The 21,881-nt window shown below is 38.5% G+C and carries 15 protein-coding genes; 10 read left to right on the top strand and 5 right to left on the bottom strand.

What is annotated here, in order from left to right:
- Positions 1 to 140 precede the first annotated feature (140 nt).
- The 4 genes from argJ to MJY40_RS14515 all read right to left on the bottom strand — a co-directional run bounded on the left by argJ (position 141) and on the right by MJY40_RS14515 (position 4,712).
- Positions 141 to 1,355 (bottom strand): bifunctional ornithine acetyltransferase/N-acetylglutamate synthase, encoded by a 1,215-nt coding sequence (argJ, locus tag MJY40_RS14530; RefSeq protein WP_317854897.1) that lies wholly within the window; start codon positions 1,353 to 1,355, stop codon positions 141 to 143.
- Between the two features lie 202 nt (positions 1,356 to 1,557).
- Complete coding sequence (argC, locus tag MJY40_RS14525) at positions 1,558 to 2,487, bottom strand: N-acetyl-gamma-glutamyl-phosphate reductase (protein ID WP_317854896.1); 930 nt, start codon at positions 2,485 to 2,487, stop codon at positions 1,558 to 1,560.
- 424 nt (positions 2,488 to 2,911) lie between these two features.
- Positions 2,912 to 4,279 (bottom strand): MATE family efflux transporter, encoded by a 1,368-nt coding sequence (locus MJY40_RS14520; protein WP_317854895.1) that lies wholly within the window; start codon positions 4,277 to 4,279, stop codon positions 2,912 to 2,914.
- A complete protein-coding gene (locus MJY40_RS14515; protein WP_317854894.1) occupies positions 4,269 to 4,712 on the bottom strand; it encodes a MarR family winged helix-turn-helix transcriptional regulator in 444 nt (147 codons plus the stop codon). The genes MJY40_RS14520 and MJY40_RS14515 overlap by 11 nt, the downstream gene beginning before the upstream one ends.
- 432 nt (positions 4,713 to 5,144) lie before the next feature.
- Between MJY40_RS14515 and greA the strand changes: the two genes are divergently transcribed.
- From greA to MJY40_RS14500, 3 genes are all read left to right on the top strand, one after another.
- Positions 5,145 to 5,621 carry a transcription elongation factor GreA gene (gene greA, locus MJY40_RS14510; RefSeq protein ID WP_317854893.1) on the top strand — a complete coding sequence of 159 codons (477 nt, stop codon included), beginning with the start codon at positions 5,145 to 5,147 and terminating at the stop codon, positions 5,619 to 5,621.
- 31 nt (positions 5,622 to 5,652) lie between these two features.
- Positions 5,653 to 7,683 (top strand): lysine--tRNA ligase, encoded by a 2,031-nt coding sequence (lysS, locus tag MJY40_RS14505; protein ID WP_317854892.1) that lies wholly within the window; start codon positions 5,653 to 5,655, stop codon positions 7,681 to 7,683.
- A 205-nt stretch (positions 7,684 to 7,888) separates the two neighbouring features.
- Positions 7,889 to 8,380 carry an alpha-helical endospore appendage domain-containing protein gene (locus MJY40_RS14500; RefSeq protein ID WP_317854891.1) on the top strand — a complete coding sequence of 164 codons (492 nt, stop codon included), beginning with the start codon at positions 7,889 to 7,891 and terminating at the stop codon, positions 8,378 to 8,380.
- A 68-nt stretch (positions 8,381 to 8,448) separates the two neighbouring features.
- Here the strand turns inward: MJY40_RS14500 and MJY40_RS14495 are convergent, their stop codons facing one another.
- Complete coding sequence (locus tag MJY40_RS14495) at positions 8,449 to 9,216, bottom strand: DeoR/GlpR family DNA-binding transcription regulator (protein ID WP_317854890.1); 768 nt, start codon at positions 9,214 to 9,216, stop codon at positions 8,449 to 8,451.
- Positions 9,217 to 9,402: 186 nt separating this feature from the next.
- On the opposite strand from MJY40_RS14495, the gene MJY40_RS14490 reads away from it, so the two are divergent.
- The 7 genes from MJY40_RS14490 to MJY40_RS14460 all read left to right on the top strand — a co-directional run bounded on the left by MJY40_RS14490 (position 9,403) and on the right by MJY40_RS14460 (position 21,881).
- Positions 9,403 to 10,254: a class II fructose-bisphosphate aldolase gene (locus MJY40_RS14490; protein ID WP_317854889.1), complete on the top strand. Its 852-nt coding sequence runs from the start codon at positions 9,403 to 9,405 to the stop codon at positions 10,252 to 10,254.
- A 198-nt stretch (positions 10,255 to 10,452) separates the two neighbouring features.
- Positions 10,453 to 11,472, top strand: coding sequence for a 5-dehydro-2-deoxygluconokinase (gene iolC, locus MJY40_RS14485; protein WP_317854888.1), 1,020 nt, complete (start codon positions 10,453 to 10,455; stop codon positions 11,470 to 11,472).
- 238 nt (positions 11,473 to 11,710) lie between these two features.
- Positions 11,711 to 12,862, top strand: a complete 1,152-nt coding sequence (locus MJY40_RS14480; protein WP_317854887.1) for an iron-containing alcohol dehydrogenase — start codon at positions 11,711 to 11,713, stop codon at positions 12,860 to 12,862.
- 398 nt (positions 12,863 to 13,260) lie between these two features.
- A complete protein-coding gene (locus MJY40_RS14475) occupies positions 13,261 to 14,361 on the top strand; it encodes a hypothetical protein (RefSeq protein ID WP_317854886.1) in 1,101 nt (366 codons plus the stop codon).
- 389 nt (positions 14,362 to 14,750) lie between these two features.
- Positions 14,751 to 19,112 (top strand): Ig-like domain-containing protein, encoded by a 4,362-nt coding sequence (locus MJY40_RS14470; RefSeq protein WP_317854885.1) that lies wholly within the window; start codon positions 14,751 to 14,753, stop codon positions 19,110 to 19,112.
- Positions 19,113 to 19,124: 12 nt separating this feature from the next.
- Positions 19,125 to 20,738: a cohesin domain-containing protein gene (locus MJY40_RS14465; RefSeq protein WP_317854884.1), complete on the top strand. Its 1,614-nt coding sequence runs from the start codon at positions 19,125 to 19,127 to the stop codon at positions 20,736 to 20,738.
- Positions 20,739 to 20,747: 9 nt separating this feature from the next.
- Positions 20,748 to 21,881, top strand: a complete 1,134-nt coding sequence (locus MJY40_RS14460) for an S-layer homology domain-containing protein (protein WP_317856464.1) — start codon at positions 20,748 to 20,750, stop codon at positions 21,879 to 21,881.

The raw sequence follows: 21,881 nt of genomic DNA, 5'->3' as shown, positions 1-21,881 counted from the left end.
TCTGTTTATATATTTTGGATTGTGGTATTACGGCGGCAGCAAGCCACCGCCCTACAGGAATCTGTCATTCAGAGGAACGCAATGACGAAGAATCTTAGGTTTTTCACTATTCACCATTCACTCTTCACTTTTCACTGCTCTTAAGTTCTGTAGTCTCCATTGATTTTCACATAATCATATGTCAAATCGCAACCCCAAGCAGTGGCAGAACCTTCACCTTGACCCATATCCACTTGGATGTGTACTTCTTCTTCCAAAAGAATGGTTTTTGCAATATCTTCATCAAATTCCACACCAGCACCATTCTCACAAACGTGAATGCTACCTTTGGTGGAAGAAATGTCTACAGAAATGGTATCCACACCAAATTCGCCATCTGTATATCCAATGGCACAAAGGATTCTACCCCAGTTGGCATCAGCACCAAACATAGCTGCTTTGGTCAAGCTGGAAGTGATGATGGATTTGGAGATTTTCTTTGCAAGTTGTGTATCAGGAGCACCGACAACGCTACATTCAATGAGTTTGGTTGCACCTTCGCCATCACCAGCAATTTTCTTTGCCATGGAAGTACAAATTTCTTGAATCACAGCGAGGAATTGTTGGAAATCTTCGCCATCCGCTGTAATTTCTTTGTTGCCAGCTTCGCCATTTGCAAGGATACAAACCATATCATTTGTGGAAGTATCCCCATCTACACTAACCATATTGAAGCTATCGTCAACTGCCAATTTCAAAGCCAATTTCAACATATCAGAAGAGATATTGGCATCTGTTGTCAAGAAACCAAGCATAGTTGCCATATTTGGATGAATCATACCACTACCTTTTGCCATAGCACCGATGGTTACGGTTTTACCATCAATTTCGATGGTGTATGCTTCTTGTTTTGCATGGGTATCTGTTGTCATAATTGCCTCAGCAGCATCACCACCGCCTTCATTGTGAAGTGTAGGTACAATTTCAGGAATGCCTTTTGCAAGTGGTTCCAATGGCAATACTTGACCAATGACACCAGTGGATGCAACAATAACATCTTCTGGAGAAATGCCAAGTGCGTCACCCACCAATTGACACATTGCTTCTGCTTTTTCTACACCATCAGCGTTGCAAGTATTTGCGTTGCCACTGTTGCAAACCATAGCATGTGCAATGCCATTTGCAATGTTATTTCTAGTAACTGTGATCGGTGCACCATACACTTTGTTTTGTGTGTACATTGCAGCAGCAGAACATGGTGATGGACTATAGATCAAAGCCAAGTCCAATTTTGATTTGCTGGCACGAATGCCACAATGAATTCCATTTGCCAAAAAGCCTTTTGGTGCTGTAACACCACCAGTGATTTTGTTCATGATATATCCTCCTTATAAGATCAAAAGATAAGGTCAAAAGATTAAGACCTTGGGACTCTGTCCCAACCCCTGCAAGGGACCAGTCCCTTGACCCTTTTATTTTTTAATTTATATGTATTGTGATTTGTCATTTGATATGTGTAATATTTATGTATCATTGCGTTATATTATTGTAGGGGTTGGCGTCCCCGACAACCCGTTATCACATCAATGCTGTTGTTTCATCCAAACCAAGTGCAATATTCATATTTTGGATTGCTGCACCAGAAGCACCTTTACCCAAGTTATCAAACACACAAGTCAATGTCATACGTTCGTCATTGCCATCTACATAAATGGTCAATTTATTGGTATTTACCAATGGATTTGCTGCCAAGAAACCACTTTCGCATGTGGTCACATCAATGAAAGCGGAATCTGCATATTGTCCTTGCAAAAGAGCGAACACTTCGTCTTTGGTTGCTTTCTTTTGGAACAAAGATGCATGCAATGGCACTGTTGTAGCCATACCGCCATAGAAATCAGAAACAATAGGACAGAAAACAGGAGTGCTATCGATGCCTGTGATTGCTTTCATTTCTGGCAGATGTTTATGCACCTGTGCAACGCCATATTGACGAGGACTATCCAAATCAGAATGTCTATCTTCTGATTCATACTCTGCAATCATACCTTTGCCACCACCACTATATCCTGTCATACTATGACAAGTGAAGGGGTAATCCTTTGGTAGAATACCAGCTGCCACAAGTGGATATACAGAAGCGATGAATCCAGTTGCATGACAACCAGGATTTGCAATTCTTTTGGAAGTTTGCAAGTTTTGTCTATGTGTTTTGGAAAGTTCAGGGAAGCCATAAGTCCAATCAGGGTTGGTTCTATGTGCTGTGCTGGCATCAATGACGCAAACATTTGGGTTTTCCACCAAAGCCACTGCTTCCTTTGCAGGACCATCAGGCAAACAAAGGAATACCACGTCTACGCCATTCATCAAGCGTTTGCGTTCTGCTTCGTCTTTTCTGAGCGCTTCTGCAATCAAAATCAATTCAATATTTGGATGATGTTCCAATTTTTGGCGTAACTGCAAACCAGTTGTGCCTTCTTGTCCATCAATATAAACGGTATATTTCATAAAATCCCTCTTTTCTTCTTGGTGTGTACATGTGTATGTGGTATAGAACACCATTTTTTACTATTATATACCCATTGGAAATAAAGTCAAGGGGTTACTGCATAATTATACAGTTTTTGTAAGGAAACCATTTGATAAGGTGTTTTGCATAGATTCCAAAGGGAAATTGTACAAAAAGGATGTAAAATATGGATTTCCTTTGTTCAATAATCAGAAAAATGGTGATTTTTATAGAAGGATTGCAAGAATGTTTTGGAATGGTGTTTTTCGTTGGAAATACAGATTACGCATTTATACATAAATTAATGCATAAAATAGAGACTTTGTAAAAGAAAGCACCTTTGGACTGGGAAATGTGGTTGTATAAAACATGAAAAAAGTCCAACTCTATGAATGGACATAGAATTGAACCTTTTGCGTGTGGTTACATGGTGTTGATTTTCTTTGCATAAATGCCTTTGATATAAATGATGGATACAATTGCTGTCAATCCTTCTGCAATGATAAAGGTCAACCAAATACTCCAACTGTAATCTGCATGCACCATAACCAATCTTGTGAATCCATAAGCCACAGGCAATACAAGTATGATTTGTCTTAAGAAGGAAACCACAAGAGATTCCACACCAGAACCAACAGATTGGAACACCGTTTGGGATGCAACATTGATCCCCACAAATACAAAGCTCAAACTTACAATTTGGATTGCTTTGATGCAAAGTTCCATGGTTGTGCCAGAAAGACCAAAAGCAGATGCAATTTGGACTGCAAACAACTCGAAGAGTATGGTGCCAATGAGTGTAATGGAAAGTGCATAAATGAATAGATATTTGATACATTCCTTCATACGTTCTTTGTTTTTGGAACCATAGGTAAAGGAAACAATGGGCATTGTGGCATCACGCAAACCAAAGATTGCCATAATGACAAATTGCTGGATTTTGTAATACAAACCATAAACAGTAACAAAGGATTCGCTTGCCAAAACAAAGATGACATTCAAACAATATGCCATAATAGAAATGAGCGCTTGTGCCACAATTGCAGGAAATCCAAGAACGTAAATTTTACGAATGATGTTGCAATCTGGTCGAAATCCTTTGAAGGAATCGCTGATGTGTTGGTTGTATTTTCTGTGGAAATGATATGCCAAAAGGAATGCACATGTTTGACCAATGACAGTGGCATAAGCAGCACCACGAACACCCATAGCAGTCACACCAAACCAACCATAAATCATAATGGGGTCTAGTATAATATTGACAATGGAACCAGTCACTTGGGCAATGGTGGAGTATAAGGAATGTCCTGTGGATTGCAATAATTTTTCAAAAACAGCAAAGTATACACTACCAAAGGAAATGATACAGGTGATACGCAAGTATTGGACACCCATTTCATAAATAATGGGGTTTACTGTTTGGGAACCAATATAAAATTCCGTGCAAAACACACCAAATAATACAATGATGGTAGTTAAAATCAATCCTAGAAACACAGTGTTTTTGGTGACAGCTTTGGTTTTTTCTGTATTGCGTTCCCCCAAATATCTGGACACCAAAACAGAAGCACCAACACCAGTACCAATGCAAATGGCAACAATAAACATATGCACAGGAAATGCAAGTGTCAAAGCATTTAGAGCTTCTTCGCCATTGGCATCCATATTGGATACAAATATACTATCTACAATATTATATACAGCCTGCAAAGCAAGTGAAAACATAACTGGAATGCTAGATGAAAGCACCAGTTTCTTCATTGGCATAGTTGCAATTCGATTATTTTCCATAAATACCCTCACGTTCTAAATTAGTTGTAATGTCGTCCAATAGTTCTTTCAGTGTATCAATTTGTGCTATATTTCGCTTCATTTTTTCTTCCACACGATCAAAACAAGTTACAATTTCTTTGTGATAAGAAACGGCTTTTTCTGTGGGAAGAATGTGCTTGATTTTTCCATTGTAGGAAACAGCATTTCGAGTAATGAACCCATTTTCTTCCATTTTACTCAATATCAGGCTGACACTGGAACGTTTCAAACTGAGAAATTCCTCAATATCACGACCAATGATATTGCGTTGCTTATTTTCTTCAATGACAAAACAAATCACTCTTGCAGTGGTAGCAGACATGTTTTTGTCAACATTTGCAATGATTTCTGCTTCCAACTCACGCATGATTTGATTGTGGATTTTTGCAATTTCAATTCCAATGATAAACATAAGTCACCTCCAAATTGTTTTATCTAAAACATTATATGGTTTTGGAATGAATTTGTCAACGAAAATATTTTCTTTAAAAAATATAAAAAAATCACATAATTCACCAATTGAAGGCATCCTGTAGGGAACAGTCTTGACTGTTCCGTTTGCAATATAATCACACAAATAATAACATTTTCAAATGCTATTTCTTCCATATAATGTAGGCGATACTGTAGCCACTTTTTTGTATTTTTGAGTCAATTATTTCAAAATCCAGTATTTGGAATTGGAAATCATAAGAAAAATACGTAAGATGTAGAGAAATCATTGACAATCTGTGATTTTGTAGTTATAATTTATCAATAAATTAGAGGGGATAGCCCTCTTTTTCCATGCTATACAGAAAAAATAATTCGGTACTGCCGAGAATAAAAGGGAGATGAACCTACCATGATGGAAAAAAAGGTTGTTTTGACTTATGATGGTTTGAAAAAGTTAGAAGAAGAATTGGAAAACTTGAAAATTGTTAGAAGAAAAGATGTGGCTGAAAAAATCAAAGAAGCAAGAGGTCAAGGGGACTTGTCTGAAAATGCAGAGTATGATTCAGCAAAAGAAGAACAAGCAGAAATTGAAGCACGTATCGTTGTTTTGGAAAAAATGTTGCGCAATGCAGAAGTCATTGATGATGAAGAAGTGTCTGCTGATGTGGTAAGCCTTGGTGCAACTGTAGATGTATATGATGTAGAATTTGATGAATTGATGACCTACACAATTATTGGTTCCGCAGAAGCAGATCCAATGAATGGACGTATCTCCAATGAATCCCCTGTTGGTATGGCTCTTTTGGGTCATAAAGTAGGCGAAAAATTGAGTATTGATACACCTGATGGCGAAGCGATTTTTGAAGTTCGTGGCATCAAAAGATAAGAATTTGGAACATACTATTTAGGAGGATAATATGCATTGGTCATATAAAATTGCAAATGAAATTATTGCTCGAAATCCCAACAAAGAAGAATATGTTTGTGCAGCAGGTATTAGTCCTTCTGGCTCTGTGCATATTGGGAACTTTCGAGATGTTGTAACCAGCTATTTCGTTATGGTTGCATTGCGTAAAATGGGTAAAAAAGCAAGATTGTTGTTTAGTTGGGATGAATACGATCGTTTCAGAAAAGTGCCAGTAAATGTATCTGCACTTTCTGACGCATTTGAAGGGTATATTGGCAAACCGTACATTGATGTGCCAAATCCATTTGCACCAGAAGACACAGAATCTTCTTATGCAAGTCATTTTGAAAAAGAATTTATTGCAGCAATGGAAGATTTCTCCATTGAAGCAGATTACCGCTACCAAGCAAGCATGTACCGCTCTGGTAAATATGCAGAACATGTAATCCATTCTTTGAAAAAACGTGGCGAAATCTTTGATATTTTGGCAAAATTCAGAACACAAGAATCCACACCAGAAGAAAGATTGAACTACTATCCAGTATCCATCTACTGCCCAAAATGTGGCAAAGATACCACAAAAATTCACTCTTTGAGCGAAGATTGCACAAAAGCAGAATACTCTTGTGCTTGTGGTCACGCCGGTACATTTGATTTTACAACTGATTTCGATTGCAAATTGGCTTGGAAAATCGACTGGCCAATGCGTTGGATGTATGAAGGCGTTGACTTTGAACCAGGTGGTAAAGATCATGCGTCACCAATGGGTTCCTATCAAACCTCCAGAGTGATTTCTGAAAAAATCTTTGGTTACAAAGCTCCTTTGTTCCAAGGTTATGAATTCATCGGTATCAAAGGTTCCACAGGTAAAATGTCTGGTTCCACAGGTTTGAACTTGACACCTGCAACTTTGTTGAATCTGTATCAACCAGAAATCATCTTGTGGTTGTATGCAAAAACAGAACCAACCAGAGCATTTGACTTCTGTTTCGATGATGGTATTTTGAAACAATACTTTGAATTTGACCGTATGTTGACACAAGTACGTGAAGGCAAAGCAGACGAACTGGCTGGCGAAGTCATTGACCTTTCTTTGATTGAAGGACGTGACATTAAAACAGTTCCAATGGGTCTTTTGGTACAATTGGGTTCTGTTGTAAACTTCAACCAAACCATGTTGGAAACTGTATTCGATAAAATCAATACACCTTATACAACAGCAGACTTTGCAGATCGTGTAGAACGTGCAAAATTCTGGTTGGAACAATGTGCACCAGACCAAGTGAATTCCTTGCGTAAAGGTAGAAACTGGGAAGTGTATGAAACACTTGCACCAGAAGTGAAAGCGGAAATTGCAGAGCTTCATAAATATTTGTCCAAACAAGAAGATACATTGGATGACTTGAACAAACAACTTTATGAAATCCCACAAATGGTACATGACCATGAGTTGGTGGATAAAGAAAAGAAAGAAGTACAAAAAGTATTCTTCCAAAATGTATATCGTTTGTTGATTGACAAAGAACGTGGTCCACGTTTGTACTTGTTCCTTTATGCAATTGACAGAAATGATTACTTGCATCTCTTGGACTTCAGCACACCAAAAACAGACGCTGAAATCTTGGCAGAAAAAGAAGCAGCAGAAGCGGCAGCAGCAGCTTTAATTGTGGAAGAAAAAGTATATGGCGAACCAGATGAAGTGCAACCAGTCAAAGATGAAATTACAATTGATGACTTTGCTCGTTTGGATTTGCGTGTGTGTGAAATTGTGAAATGTGCAGACATTCGCAAAAGCAACAACTGCTACAAATTGACATTGGATGATGGTCTCAAGCAAAGAGTCATTGTTTCTTCCATCAAACACGATTACAAAATCGAGGAATTGATTGGTAAGAAAATCATTGTGTTGGCAAACCTCAAACCAACTCGTATCACAGGTGTCAACTCCGATGGTATGTTGATTGCAGCAACCAACAACGCTTGTGGCTGTAAAGTGATTTTCGTGGATGATTCCATTCCATGTGGCACACAACTTTCTTAATCAAATAAATGCAATGGTATAGGCGGTACACTTCGGTGTATCGTCTTTTTTGTAGGAGAGCCAAATCCCAACTCAAATACGCAATTGTAGGGAGGTGGATTGCTGCCGCCATAAACCAAACCTCGACTAGGCACACTTTTGTATCACCTCCATATACTGTAGTAAGCAAGTGGTTTGCTTACTAAACTTTAGGAGGTAATATTTTATGTCAATGCCCAATATTCCTGATATGAACCCCACATTAGCAGTCACAAGAGAGGATGCAGTCAATATCATCTTGTCTTCCATCGGTATGGAAGAACTTTCTTTGGCACATATCGTCAATGCCGAAGCGGAAAAAATCCAATTTGCTCTTGGTACTTTGGATACAGCAGATGGCGCTGCAAGTTTGGAAGATATCATGGCAGTCAATACTTCTGCAAAACGTATGTTGCGTGATGTCATCAAGAATCAAATGCTCATCGGTATGAAAATGGAAGATACCGTTGAATTTGCAATGCAAGGTGTGGCAACTGTTTCTACAACCACACAAACAACCACTGAAACCAAAGAAGAAACAGTGGTAGAGGAAGAAAAAGTAGCAGAAGAAGAAGTGGCCGAAGAAAAAGTAGCAGAAGAAGAAGTAGTTGAAGAAGAAGTGGCTGAAGAAGAACCAGTGACTGAAGAAGACACAGTAGACCCTGAAACACAAGCATAAATAAAATAGAAATGCATTCAAGAAAGCCCTCCAATTGGGGGGCTTTTGTATATGCGTGGCAATGGTATTTAAAGGGATTTTGGTGCAATATGCAAAGTACAACCATGTTGTTGGAAGTAATCAACATAAGCTTCTGGTGGCATTTCGTCGATGATATAGTGTTTGATTTGTTCCAATGCTGCGTAGGTGGTGATTGCAGATTGGTCAAATTTTGTCACATCAGCCAACAAATAGGTTTCTTCTGTCAAAGAAAGAACCTTTTTTTTGATGGCATATTCTTCTGTGGCAGCATTGGAAACACCGTGTTTCAAAGAAATTCCAGTACAAGCCATAAACGCTTTGTTTGGGTTGTAGCGTTCCAAATATTCAGTGGTTTCCACACCAGTATAAGAAAGTGTTTTACGATTCAGTGTACCAGGCAGTGTAATCAAATTGATGTTTTCATAGGGGATCACAGCCATTGCAATGCTCAAACTATGTGTCAAAATGGTGATATTCTTTTCTTTGATATAGGGAATCAATTGCAAGCATGTGGTTCCGCTGTCAATAAAAACAATATCTTGGTCTACAATAAAATTGGCAGTAGTTTTGCAAATAATCTCCTTTGCATCCACATGATGGATGTTTCTTTGGTCAAATGGTGTCAGTGTAATGGAAGCATTGACAGCAGTAACACCACCATAAACTTTTTGGATGGAACCTTTGCGTACAAGGGCATCAATATCTCTACGAATGGTGTTTTTGGAAACTTGGAAGGTTTCACACAACTCATCCAAGGATATGGATTGGTTTTTGATGATATGTTGTTCGATGGAAGTCAATCTATTTTGACGCATGGAAATCTCCTTTTCTCAAGTATTTTACATTAGTATAGCATATCTTGGGTATATTTAGAAGAAGTTTTTGTAATATTTTGAAAATAATTGGGGAAGTTATTGACAAATCCATTGGTTAATGGTAAATTATACCCAAAAGATACTCAAAACATTACAAAAATATAATCATTCAAAGGAGAAATCACAATGCCATTGGTTACCATGAAAGAAGTATTACAAGAGGCAAAGGAAAAGCAAATTGGATGTGGTGCATTTAGCGTAGGCAATATGGAAATGGTAAAAGGTGCAATTGCAGCAGCAGAAGCGTTACAAACACCCATTATTTTGCAAATTGCAGAAGTGCGTTTGCCACATTCACCACTACATATGATAGGTCCACTTATGGTTGCAGCAGCAAAAGAAGCAAAGGTGAAGGTTGCAGTGCATTTGGATCATGGAACCACAATGGAAACCATAGAGCAAGCATTGGAAATTGGATTTACGTCTGTTATGTTTGATGGTTCCACATTGCCATTTGCAGAGAATATCGAAATGACCAAAAAAGTAGTGAAAAAAGCACAATGCTATGGTGCAACGATGGAAGCGGAATTGGGTCATGTGGGTGGTAGCGAAGATGGTAGCCACAACCAAGCAATTTTATACACAAATCCAGAAGAAGCACATATTTTCTGTGAAGAAACCGGTGTGGATGCATTGGCGGTTGCCATTGGAAATGCACATGGTGCCTATACAGCAGAACCAAAGTTGGCGTTTGATGTGTTGGAGGAAATTGCAAATGTGGTTCCAATACCATTGGTGTTGCATGGTGGTAGTGGCATTACAGATACAGATTTCCAACGTTGTATTTCTTTGGGGGTTCACAAAGTCAACATTGCAACTGCTAGTTTCCATGGTATGGTACAAGCGGTAGAAGGTTACATCAACAAAGAAGAAAAGCATAACTATTTCGATTTGAGCACAGCAATGGTGGCAGGTGTATGCCAAAATGTAACACGTCATATAGAGGTATTTGGAACAAAATATTCCAACGAAATATAAAGACAACACCGCACAACCCAGCATCACAACCTTTGTGGTTTATTTTTTCGTCAGAATCACCAAAAATACTCGACGATATTTCCGATATCGACTCCGTTTTTTGATAACCATGACGGAAAAATCTACTCTCAAATTTTGCAATTAGGGTTATGCAGCATTGCCTAAATACAGATATTTGGAATCATAAGGAGGAAATATATGAAATATATAGAATTTGATGAGAATAGACCTTTGGATTTGATTTTGTTGGGTAGGATTGCAATTGATTTCAACCCATCTGAAGACGAGGAGTTTGGCAATTTGGAAGGTGTTACAAATTTCAAGAAATATGTGGGTGGTTCTCCTGCAAATATCGCAATTGGTGTCACCAGAAATGGCTTGAAAGCTGGATTCTTTGCAAAGGTGTCTGATGATGCATTTGGACGTTTTGTGGTGAATGTATTCAACAAAGAAGGCATTGATACCAGTCATATTACAAAATGCACCAATGGTGAAAAACTAGGTCTGACCTTCACAGAAATGTTGTCTGAAAAGGAAAGTAGTATCTTAATGTATCGCAATTGTATTGCAGATTTGCAACTTTCTACAGAAGATATTGATGAGGGATATATCCAGTCTGCAAAGGCAATTTTGATTTCTGGTACAGCATTGGCAGCAAGTCCTTCACGTGAAGCAGCAATAAAAGCTGTCATGTTGGCACGCAAAAACAACACCAAAATCATATTTGATATTGACTATCGTGGATATAATTGGAAAAGTGCAGATGAAATCTCCATTTACTATGCAATGGTTGCAAAGGAAGCAGATATCATCATGGGTTCCAGAGAAGAATTTGACCTGACAGAAAAACTCATTCAAGAAAATAGAACAGATGTGGAAAGTGCAACTGCTTGGTTCAACGAAAACGCAAAAATCGTTGTCATCAAACATGGTATGAAAGGTTCCACAGCCTATACAGCTGATGGCGAACACTATAGCATCAAACCATTTCCTGTAAAAGCAAGAAAAGGTTTTGGCGGTGGAGATGGATATGGTGCTGGCTTCCTGTATGGCTTATATCACAATTGGGATATGATAGATTGCTTGGAATTTGGTTCAGCAGCAGCTTCCATGATGGTGAGAAGCAACTCCAGTTCTGATTTGCCAACACCAGATATGGTCAAGAATTTTATAGAAGAAACAAAGAAACAATACGGTGAAATGATTGCAAAGGGATAAGAAAATGATTACATGTGTAATGCTTTTGATACTATATATGATATAAAATAGTTCCAATTCAAGATGAAAAACCTTTGTATCTTGTAGGGGTTGATACCCACATCAATCCATTTTGCAATGGAATCTTGTAGGGTACGCATTGTATGCGTACTGAGAACGAAATGCATACAATGCATTCCCTACATTAATTAGAATATCTGAAAAAAATCGATACGATATTACCTAGGAGGAAAAATAGATGGCTAGAGAATTTACAGTACCAAGTCAAATGATTACTGGAGTGGGTGCACTGACAGAAGCAGTTCCAGCAATGCAAAAGTTAGGCACCAAAGCATTGATTGTGTGTGGCAAAGTGATGACCAAATTGGGTACCATTGCTATTTTGGAAAATGTACTCAAAGAAGCAGGCATTGCCTATGCCATTTACAATGAAATCGTTGGAGAACCAACAGATGTTATGATTGTGGAGGGTGTTGCAAAATACAAAAAAGAAAATTGCGATTTCCTCATTGCAATGGGTGGTGGCAGTCCATTGGATGCAATGAAAGCCATTGGTGCATTGGTGACAAATGAAGGAGAATTGACCAGCTATATGGGCATTGAGTTCCCAAATCCAATACCACCAACAGTTGCAATTCCAACCACAGCAGGCACAGGATCAGAAGCAACACAATTCACCATCATCACAGACCCAATCAATAATGTGAAAATGCTCCTGAAAGGTAAGGTTTTGATTCCAACTTTGGCAATTGTAGACCCACAATTCACATTGACAGCACCGCCAAAAACAACAGCTGCAACTGGTATTGATGCTTTGGCACATGCAGTGGAAGCCTACACCTCCAGAAAAGCACAACCCCTTTCTGATACATTCGCATTGGCAGCCATCAAAAGAATCTTCAAATATCTGCCAATTGCCTACAAAAATGGTTCTGATATGGAAGCAAGAGAGCAAATGTCATTGGCATCTTTGGAAGCGGGTATTGCCTTCAACAATGCATCTGTAACAGTGGTACATGGCATGAGTAGACCCATTGGTGCATTGTTCCATGTTGCTCATGGTTTGTCCAATGCAATACTTTTGGAATCTTGTATGCGCTATGTTTTGGAAGGTACTTATGAACGATTTGGCACCATTGGACGTTTGATTGGTGCTGCAAATACAGAAGATTCAGACCAAGTGGCAGCAGAAGCATTCTTGGCAGAATTGGTTAAACTTTGTAAAATCTTGGAAATTCCAACCTTGGCAGAATATGGAATCCAAAAAGAAGAATTCTTTGCAGTTGTGGAAAAAATGGTAGAAGATGCAATGAAAAGTGGTAGCCCTCAAAATACAATGAAAGAATTGACAAAAGAAGATTTGTTGGTGATTTATAAAGGCTTGTGGTAATACTGTTGCAGAATATGTTATATTGTTTTGCATAAAAAGAGTTTCTACCTAATTTAGTATAAATGTAGACACCGAGGAATTTTCTTGGTGTCTTTTTTGTGTGGAATCGTTTTGTAAAATTGAAATGAGTATACATGAATATATGTGAATGAACTATGGGTGAAATGAAAAAATCTAGTGATAAAGTAGGAATTTGAGAGGAAATAAAATGGAGTATACACAATATATACAAAACTTGCTTATTGAAATAAATCATAGGAAAACACAGGGGATTCGAGTGAAATGAATACAAAAAACTATAGTAAAACACCTTGAATTATTTTTTATAAAGTGAAAAATGACTATATATGCAGTGTAAAATGAAAATATTGTATACTGAAGTGGAAAAGGGGGATATTATGAAAAAGAAGAAAATGTGGTCTATCTTATTGACATTGGTGATGATACTGCAAATGATAGTACCTGTTGCCTATGCGGAAGATTCTACAGGATATGTTCAATTTGGTGATTTGATTATGTATAAAGGAGAATATGATGGCATCATAGAAATGGAGTGTGCTGTTGACTTTGTTAATTGTGATGGAGAAGATTATGACATCATTGTAGCATATTCAGAAGACAATGGCGTGACATATACAGATTATGAACCGTGGGAAATGTATCAATATGAAGGTGACAATAAAATTGGAATTTGTTTTTGGGCAGATGGACACTCTAAGGAAACAACATACACCAATGTGCGTTTTCATTTTGCAGAGAGCTCTGCTTTGGAGTCTATAGGTGGAGATCCAGATGTATATGCTGAAACAGCAACTTTTGATGAGGCATTCACCAAAGACTTCCCTATTGATGCAGAAGTGACACTGGCAGATGGTGGTACTGTTGCTATTACATATGATGAATCAACTGGTATTTATGCTGTTGGTGGTGTGGAAGCGGGCACAACTTTTGTAATTACACAGCTTTCAGATGATAGTACCAGCTGTAATATAGTAGGTGCATCTGGTATTTATTATTTCAAAAATGAGGAATGGACAGACTTCCAATTTGAAGGTACAACTTCAAAGGATTATTTTGTTCGTACTGTAGATTCCACAGTTACTGGAGAGTATGAATGCGACGTGGAAATTGTTAACTATACATTAGACGTGTCTGCGGTTAATGGTGGGGCTGTTACCGAGCCTGAACCAGATGATACCTACACAGGCACTGTCAGTACAGAAGGCGATACCATCAGCTTGAGTGAAGTTTCCATCAAAGACAACACCCTTTACTTCACATTGGAATTGGAAGACGAATCAGTAGATATGAAAGATGTACAAATCTTCTTTGTACCTTATAATGAAAACAAATTGGTATTTGCAACCGCTGTATCTAAAATCACAGCAGGTATCAATACCCTTGCAATTGACACAACTGACTACACAACAGGCAAAGTCTTTGCAATGGACAAATACTATAAACCAATTTTGTCTGCATTGGAGTTGAAAATAGCGTAATAACAAAATAAGCAATATAAGACACTTGGATGATGCATCTAGGTGTCTTTTTTTGTGAATTGTATAAAATGGTATAAGAGAAGAAGTTTTGTGTAAATTACAACGAAAAGATGGAATAAATGGAAATCAATATCAATAAGAAGAAAAAATAGAAAAATATATAAAAAATATTCAATTGTATACAAATTGGGGTAGAATTCGCCAAAACCTAGTAAAATACAAGGGATTAAATGTAGTATATTTGGGTTGAATTGTAGCCATATACCAACACAAGCACAATAATTCATTTTTTTAAAGGGGGCTTTGAAAAAATTTCCATAGCGTGGAATAGAGGTTGAAAATCCATAACTCAATAGTGGATTATGGGCAAAATGATAAGGGGGATATAAATGAAAAGAACATTGAAATCGGCAATGACATTTTTATTATGCTTGACCATGATATCAAATGTAATTCCCATGACAGCATTGGCAACAGATGGAACAGAAATCACAGCAGTGGAAGCGCCTGTAGTGGAAGAATCTACTATAGAAGTGCCAGCAGTGGAAGCGCCTACTGAAGAAGCAATTGAAGAAGAAGCTACAGTAGAAGAACCAGCTGAAGAAGCAACCGAAGAAGAACCTACAGTAGAAGAACCTACAGTAGAAGAACCTACAGTAGAAGAACCTACAATAGAAGAACCAACCGAAGAAGACGCTACAGTAGAAGAACCTACAGTGGAAGAACCAACGGTAGAAGAACCTACAATAGAAGAACCAGTAGAAGAAGCTACAGTAGAAGAACCAGTTGAAGAAGTAACTGAAGAAGAACTATTTGAGATTGCAGAAGCAGATAGTGTATTCGGTGACTATGTGCAATGGAAAAGTGCACCAGTATTATCAGAAGGAATTGTAGGCAGCTTTACATTGAGTAGCTACAGTTCAAGCTTTACAGCGGATCAAGTTTGGTTTGCTGTCAATGTGGATGCAGATGAGCCAGTTTTGGAATTGTCCTTTGAAGATGTAAAATATATGTATTGCTACATTTACGATGGTACAACTTTGGCATCTGCAGACCCTTCCGGTAGCAACTATAAAACATGGGCAAGTTTTTCTTCAGATACCACATATCGTGTGCAATTCTCTGAAGGTGGAATGTATTACTTTATGTTGCGTCCATATAATAGCGCAAATACAGCATCTACTCCAGCTACAGTGTCTTACACTGCATATGATAATAATGATAGCAATGAATACAACAACTCCTATGATACTGCAACAGAATTGACCCAAAATGTAAACACCTATTATTCCCTCAATGGGTATAATGATGTGGATTGGTTCAAGATTACAACCGCAGTATCCGGTGAAGGTTTCAAGATGGTATTCAGCAATTTCGACTATACAGTGGATGACATTGATGTAACATTGTATTCATCTGATGGCACAACAGTGCTATGGGATATTGGCGATTTTAGTGCAGATAGTACCTATACATACAAAGCCAATACACCAGGAGATTACTATATTAAAGTAGAAGCAGATGATGATCTGGAATCCATTACAAAGGCACTTAAGATTCGTTATGAAATTGTAGATGGTGATGAGAACGAACTCAATGATACCTATGATGCCGCAACAAAATTACCAGAAAGCTACAATATGGAATTCAACCTCAATGGTAAAAATGATGTGGACTGGTTCTATTTTGAAACCGACACAGTAAATACAGTTATGAACATTTCCATCAAAGGATTTGACACAGACTATTCCAACAAAATTTCATATTATGTGTACAGCGCTACAGAAACTGGATATAACACCAGCAGTTTGGCTTATAAAACCAATGTAAATATCACCCATTCCAATAGTGTAACTTGTTCAGATATTGGTGGGTATTACATTAGAGTCATTCCTTATACAACCACTCCAGTGGAAAATACATTGACCCTTTGCATTGAATCCAACAACTATGACGATGGTGGCGAACCCAATGACACATGGTTGACAGCAACTCCTATTACAGAGGGTGTTGCACAACAATACAATCTTCCTTATGCAGAAGATGTGGATTGGTTTGTGCTTAATGTAGAAGAAGCAAATCAGTCAGTGGAATTTGAAATTTATATTCCATCAGGTGGTCTGGCTACTGCTTATTTGTATGCAGGAACAGATCTCAATACCAGTGGTACCTCAGCATCTAATTTGAATTATGAATATATGTATGCAGGAACAGATGAAGATTTCCGCTATATGTTTTCAGATGCAGGAACATATTATTTGAAACTAAATGTTAGAAATAGTGGTATTTTTACTGATTATGGAACTGTTACCTATAATTTGATTGAGCCAGATGCCCAAGAAAACAACAATACATGGAAAACAGCTGCAACCATCCATGAAGGCGTTGCGGTATCCTACACCATTCCAGCATATAATGATGTGGATTATTTTGAAATTGTGACCACAGAGCCCAATCAAACCATAGAGTTGACACATTATGTGCCATATGGTGGTGTGATTTATAGTCATATCTATTCTGGTGAAGATTTTATAGACGATGGAGATAGTGCAGACTATCTAACATATGATAAATATTATGCAGGGACGTCTACGCAGAAATATATGTGTGCAGATGCAGGTTCCTATTATGTTAAAATACAAGATTATAATTATTATGTCTTTTCAGAGGAAGCAACCTTGACCTATACCATAATTGAACCAGATGCCCATGAACGAAACAATACATGGACAACAGCCACAACCATCAATGAAGGGGTTACCACTTCCTATACCATTCCAGCTTGGAATGATGTAGATTATTTTAAAATTGAGACCACAGAGCCAAATCAAACCATAGAATTGACACATTTTGTGCCTACAGGTGGTGTGATTTGGAGTCATATTTATTCTGGTAACGATTTTATGATGGATGGAGATAGTGCAGACTATCTAACATATGATAACTATTATGCAGGGACTTCTACACAAAGATATATGCTTTCAGATACAGGTACGTATTATATTAAAATACAAGATTATAATTATTATATCTTTTCAGAAAATGCAACATTGACTTGTAAATTTATCGCACCAGATGCTCATGAAAACAACAATTCACGAGACACAGCAACAGAACTCGTAGTGCAAACACCAATGTATTTCACTTTGCCAGCAACCAACGATTACGATTACATTGCTTTGGAAGATGTAACAGTAGGCGATTCTTATGTGTTTACATTTGGTCCAAATACAAAGTCATATTCTGCATATTTGTATTATATTGAAGAGGGAAGTGTATCCACTACTAGCTATGGAAGTAAGACGATTTCTGCAAGTACAGGAACTTTTACATGGACAGCACCCATTACAAAAGATGGAACTTATTATTTACGATTGAACAGTAGTACCAGTAGCAATGTTGTGGATGATGAACGCTACATGAAATACACCATCACCAGAGATGATGAGGATGTAAAAGGTGTTTCCATCGACAATGGAGAGGTGACCATCTTTGAAAACAAAACCTACACACTCTATGCAAATCTCAATCCAAGTTATGCAACCAACCAAAATGTAACTTGGGAAAGTAGCAATCCAAGTGTTGCAACAGTGGACTCAGATGGTGTTGTAACAGCAATCAAAGAAGGAAGTACCACAATCACCGTTACAACAGCAGATGGCGGATTCCAAACACATACCACTATCACAGTAGTAGAGCCTATTTTGGTGACAGGCATTACTTTAACACCAGATATACCACAACCAGATACAGACAATAGCGAAGCCAATCCTAAAATATTGGCATTGAGCAGTGGTATCGAAATGCTTGCAAGTGTTGTACCTGACAATGCAACAGAACAAGATGTACTTTGGTCTGTCAGCGATCCTACTATTTTGAGTGTCACAACAGAAGGTAAGGTATATGCAGTGGGCAGTGGTACTGCTTATGTAACAGCAACCACAACAGATGTGAATTTGGCAGAACAATTCTCTGCAAGCTATTGGATCAATGTTCCAAATGAATCTTATCCAGTGAAAAGTGTTTCTTTGGACTTGAATGCAACCACAATTTATATGGGTGAAGCAGGAACACAATTGGTTGCAAGCGTATATCCAAGCTATGCAGACAATACCAATGTTTCTTGGTCTAGCGAAAATGAAAGCATTGCAACTGTAGACCAAAATGGTTGGGTGACACCAGTTTCTGCTGGTTATGTAACCATTACGGTAAAAACAGAAGAAAATGGCTTTACAGCAAGTTGTTATGTTTCTGTACAACCAGAACGTACCAGAGTGGAATCCATTTCCATTTCAGATGGCAATGCAGAACTTGGCGATACCCTTTCCTTGGGATTGTATGGAAGTACAACCTTAAGCGTTGTCACAACACCAACCGATGCAACAGACCAAACCGTTACATGGAGCAGTAACAACACAGCAGTTGTTTCTGTTTCCAGAACAGGGGAAGTCACAGCAATTGGTTTGGGTACAGCAGTTTTGACAGCAACCTCAACAGACGGTAGCTTTACAGATACCATCACAGTGCAAGTATCCTTAAATGCAGATTATGGTGATGTGAACAACGATGGTAATGTGGATGTTGCAGATGCATTGATTGTTTTACAAGCAAATGTAGGTTTGCGTACTTTGACAGCAACACAACAAGAAACTGCAGATGTCAATGATGATAATTACATTGATGCAGCAGATGCGATTTTGATTTTGCGTTACAATTCCGGTTTGATCAATAGTTTCCCAGTAGAAAACTAAGGGGGCTATTATATGAGACATTGGAAACGAAAAATAGCAGTTTTCATAGCCTTAATCCTAAGTTTCAATTTATGTATGCCGATTTTGGCTATGGCAGATACAACACCAGTGTTGCGTGTGGAAGAAAGTGGCGCAGCACAAGGTGCAGAAACAATTGTGAATATCTATTTGGACAATCCAGAAGAAATTTGCGGTGGTAACTTTGAAATTGTATACGATACAGACAATTTCACATTGATTGCAGCAGAAGCAGGGGATTTGTTATCTGGATGTGCGGTGACAATCAACACCAAATACCAAACAGATACCATTCGTATTTCTTTTGCAGGTAGCGCAACACTTTCAGGAGATGCACCCATTTGTACATTGACACTACAAGCAAAAAGTACAGCAACCCTAGGGGATACAGCAGTTACTTTGCAAGAAGTACGTATGTATAATATGGATGTGGAAACTGTGGATATCATCACACAAGATGGTACTTTGGCAGTGCAATATGCAGGAATCAAAGTGGAATCACAAGAAGCAGTTGCTGGTCAGGCAGTCAGAATGGAATTTGTCTTGGAAGGCGATTTGGATGTTGCTGGTGGTGGTTTTGAAGTATCCTATGATACAGATAAATTGACAGCAGGAACAGTGGTTTCCAGCACTTTATTGAATGGATATGCTTTGGCAAGCAATACCACATCAGATGGAAACATCAAAGTCACTTGGGCTGGCAGTGAACCCATCCAAGAACGTGGAACCATGTGTTCCATCACCTTCTATGTGAAAGAAGATGCAACTGGCGAAGCGTATGTCAATGTGGAAAACTTAAGATTGTATGATACAGAAGGCAAAGCAGTTGGCAGTATTGCAACAAATGGCACAATCGCCATTGGTACAGCAACAGATGCAAGCCCTAAAATTTGGGTGGTTGGCGGTCAGGTGGATGCAGAAACCAAACTGGCAACGGTGGGCATTGTATTGGAAGGTAGAGGCGAAATCTTGGGTGGCGAATTTGTTTTGGACTATCCAGAAGGATGTACGCTAGAAAGCCACTCCACAACAGAATACACCAATACAGCCATTTCTACCATCAATACAGAAACAGCTGGAACATTGAAATTCAACTGGGCAGGCACAGCACCAGATGTATCCTCCAAAACCTTACTTTTACTGGAATTTAAGGTGGAAGATTCTGCTTTGGGTGAAGCCATTACCCTAAGTGAAGTCAGTTTGTTGGATGATGACTTGGAAACAGTGAATATTGTAGATATTCGTAGTGGTAGCTTGGTTTCTGGTGGATTGCAATTGCAAAGCCCATATATTGCTCAAGAAGAAATTACAACAACAGCAAATCAAACAAGTGTAGCACTCACATTGGATGTTGCAAGTGCAGGTGATGGTACCGAATTGGAAACAATCCAATTGATGATGGTACTTTATGAAAATGGAAAAATGCGAACAGTGAAATTGTCAGAAACGGATTACGCAACTTCCTTTGATGACAATGGTATTGCACAAATAGAAGTGTCTGTTGATTATGCAGGAACAGCAGACGAAGTAAAACTATTCATGGTAGATGGTTCAGGTGTTATGACACCATTGGCAGAAACGGTACAATATAATTTGGGGGGTGTTTGATTGAAAAAAATGAAAAAAATAGTTTCTCTAGCAATTGCATCCTCCTTGATTTTGTGCCAAGGGGTGGTATATGCAGCAGAAACTGCAAAATTGACCCTTTCTTATCCAGATACAACTGCTGTAGGTGAAAATTTCACAGTAACAGCTGAAGTATCAGGAAATACAGGCGTCAATGCAATACAATTCACAGTTGGTTTTGATGAAACTGTTTTGGATTGTGTGGAGATTACAACAGGTAGTGTAATGGATGGTATGATGAGTGCAGTCAATCCAGATGCAGCAGCAGGCGCCATTGTTTCAGGTGCAACCACCACTACAACCAGTGCAAATGGTACTGTGGCAGAATTGGAATTTACAGTTCTGGCAGAAGGAAATTACGATTTCACTTTGAGTGATGTATTATTTGCAGATTTAGATGGCAATAAAATATCCCTAACCTTGGATACTGGTTCCAAAGGCTATACTGGTACAACAGAAAGTTCCTCTTCAGGAGGTTCTTCAGGTGGTTCTTCTGATGATACAGAAGAAGAAATTGTAGAAACAACAGAAGAAGATGAAACAATACTAGAAGATGCTTTGTTTACAGACATTGTGGGACATTGGGCAAAAGAAGCCATCACCGAAGCGGCAAATCTTGGTTTGGTGTATGGATATGGAAATGACCTCTATGGACCAGATGATACCGTAACAAGAGGACAACTCATCACCATTTTGTGGCGTAATGCAGGCAGTCCAGAACCAGAGCAACAAGCAACCTTCACTGATGTGGTAGAAGGGAAATACTACGAAGATGCGATTTCTTGGGCAGAAACATCAAAGGTCATCAGTGGCTATGGAAATGGCTGTTTTGGACCAGATGATTTCATTACAAGAGAACAAATGGCATCTATTCTATATCGCATGAATGGTTCCGTTTCAGGAGCAGAAACCATGTTCGCTGCAATTTATGATTCTGCATTTGAAGACGAAGACACCGTTGCAAATGCAATGAAAGAAGCAGTATATTGGGCAATTTATGCAGAAGTTTGGTGTGGTACAGATTACACAGCAGTGGGCACTGTTTTGGCACCAAAACAAGGGGCAACACGTGGACAAATTGCAGTGATGTTACGTGGATATCATGAAATGAGTGAGGGGGTATAA

The sequence above is a fragment of the Chakrabartyella piscis genome (assembly GCA_030067835.1).
GTDB classification, from domain to species: Bacteria; Bacillota; Clostridia; order Lachnospirales; family Anaerotignaceae; genus Chakrabartyella; species Chakrabartyella piscis.
Note: the sequence above shows the minus strand (reverse complement) of the source record. Positions and strands in the feature narration are given on the sequence as shown.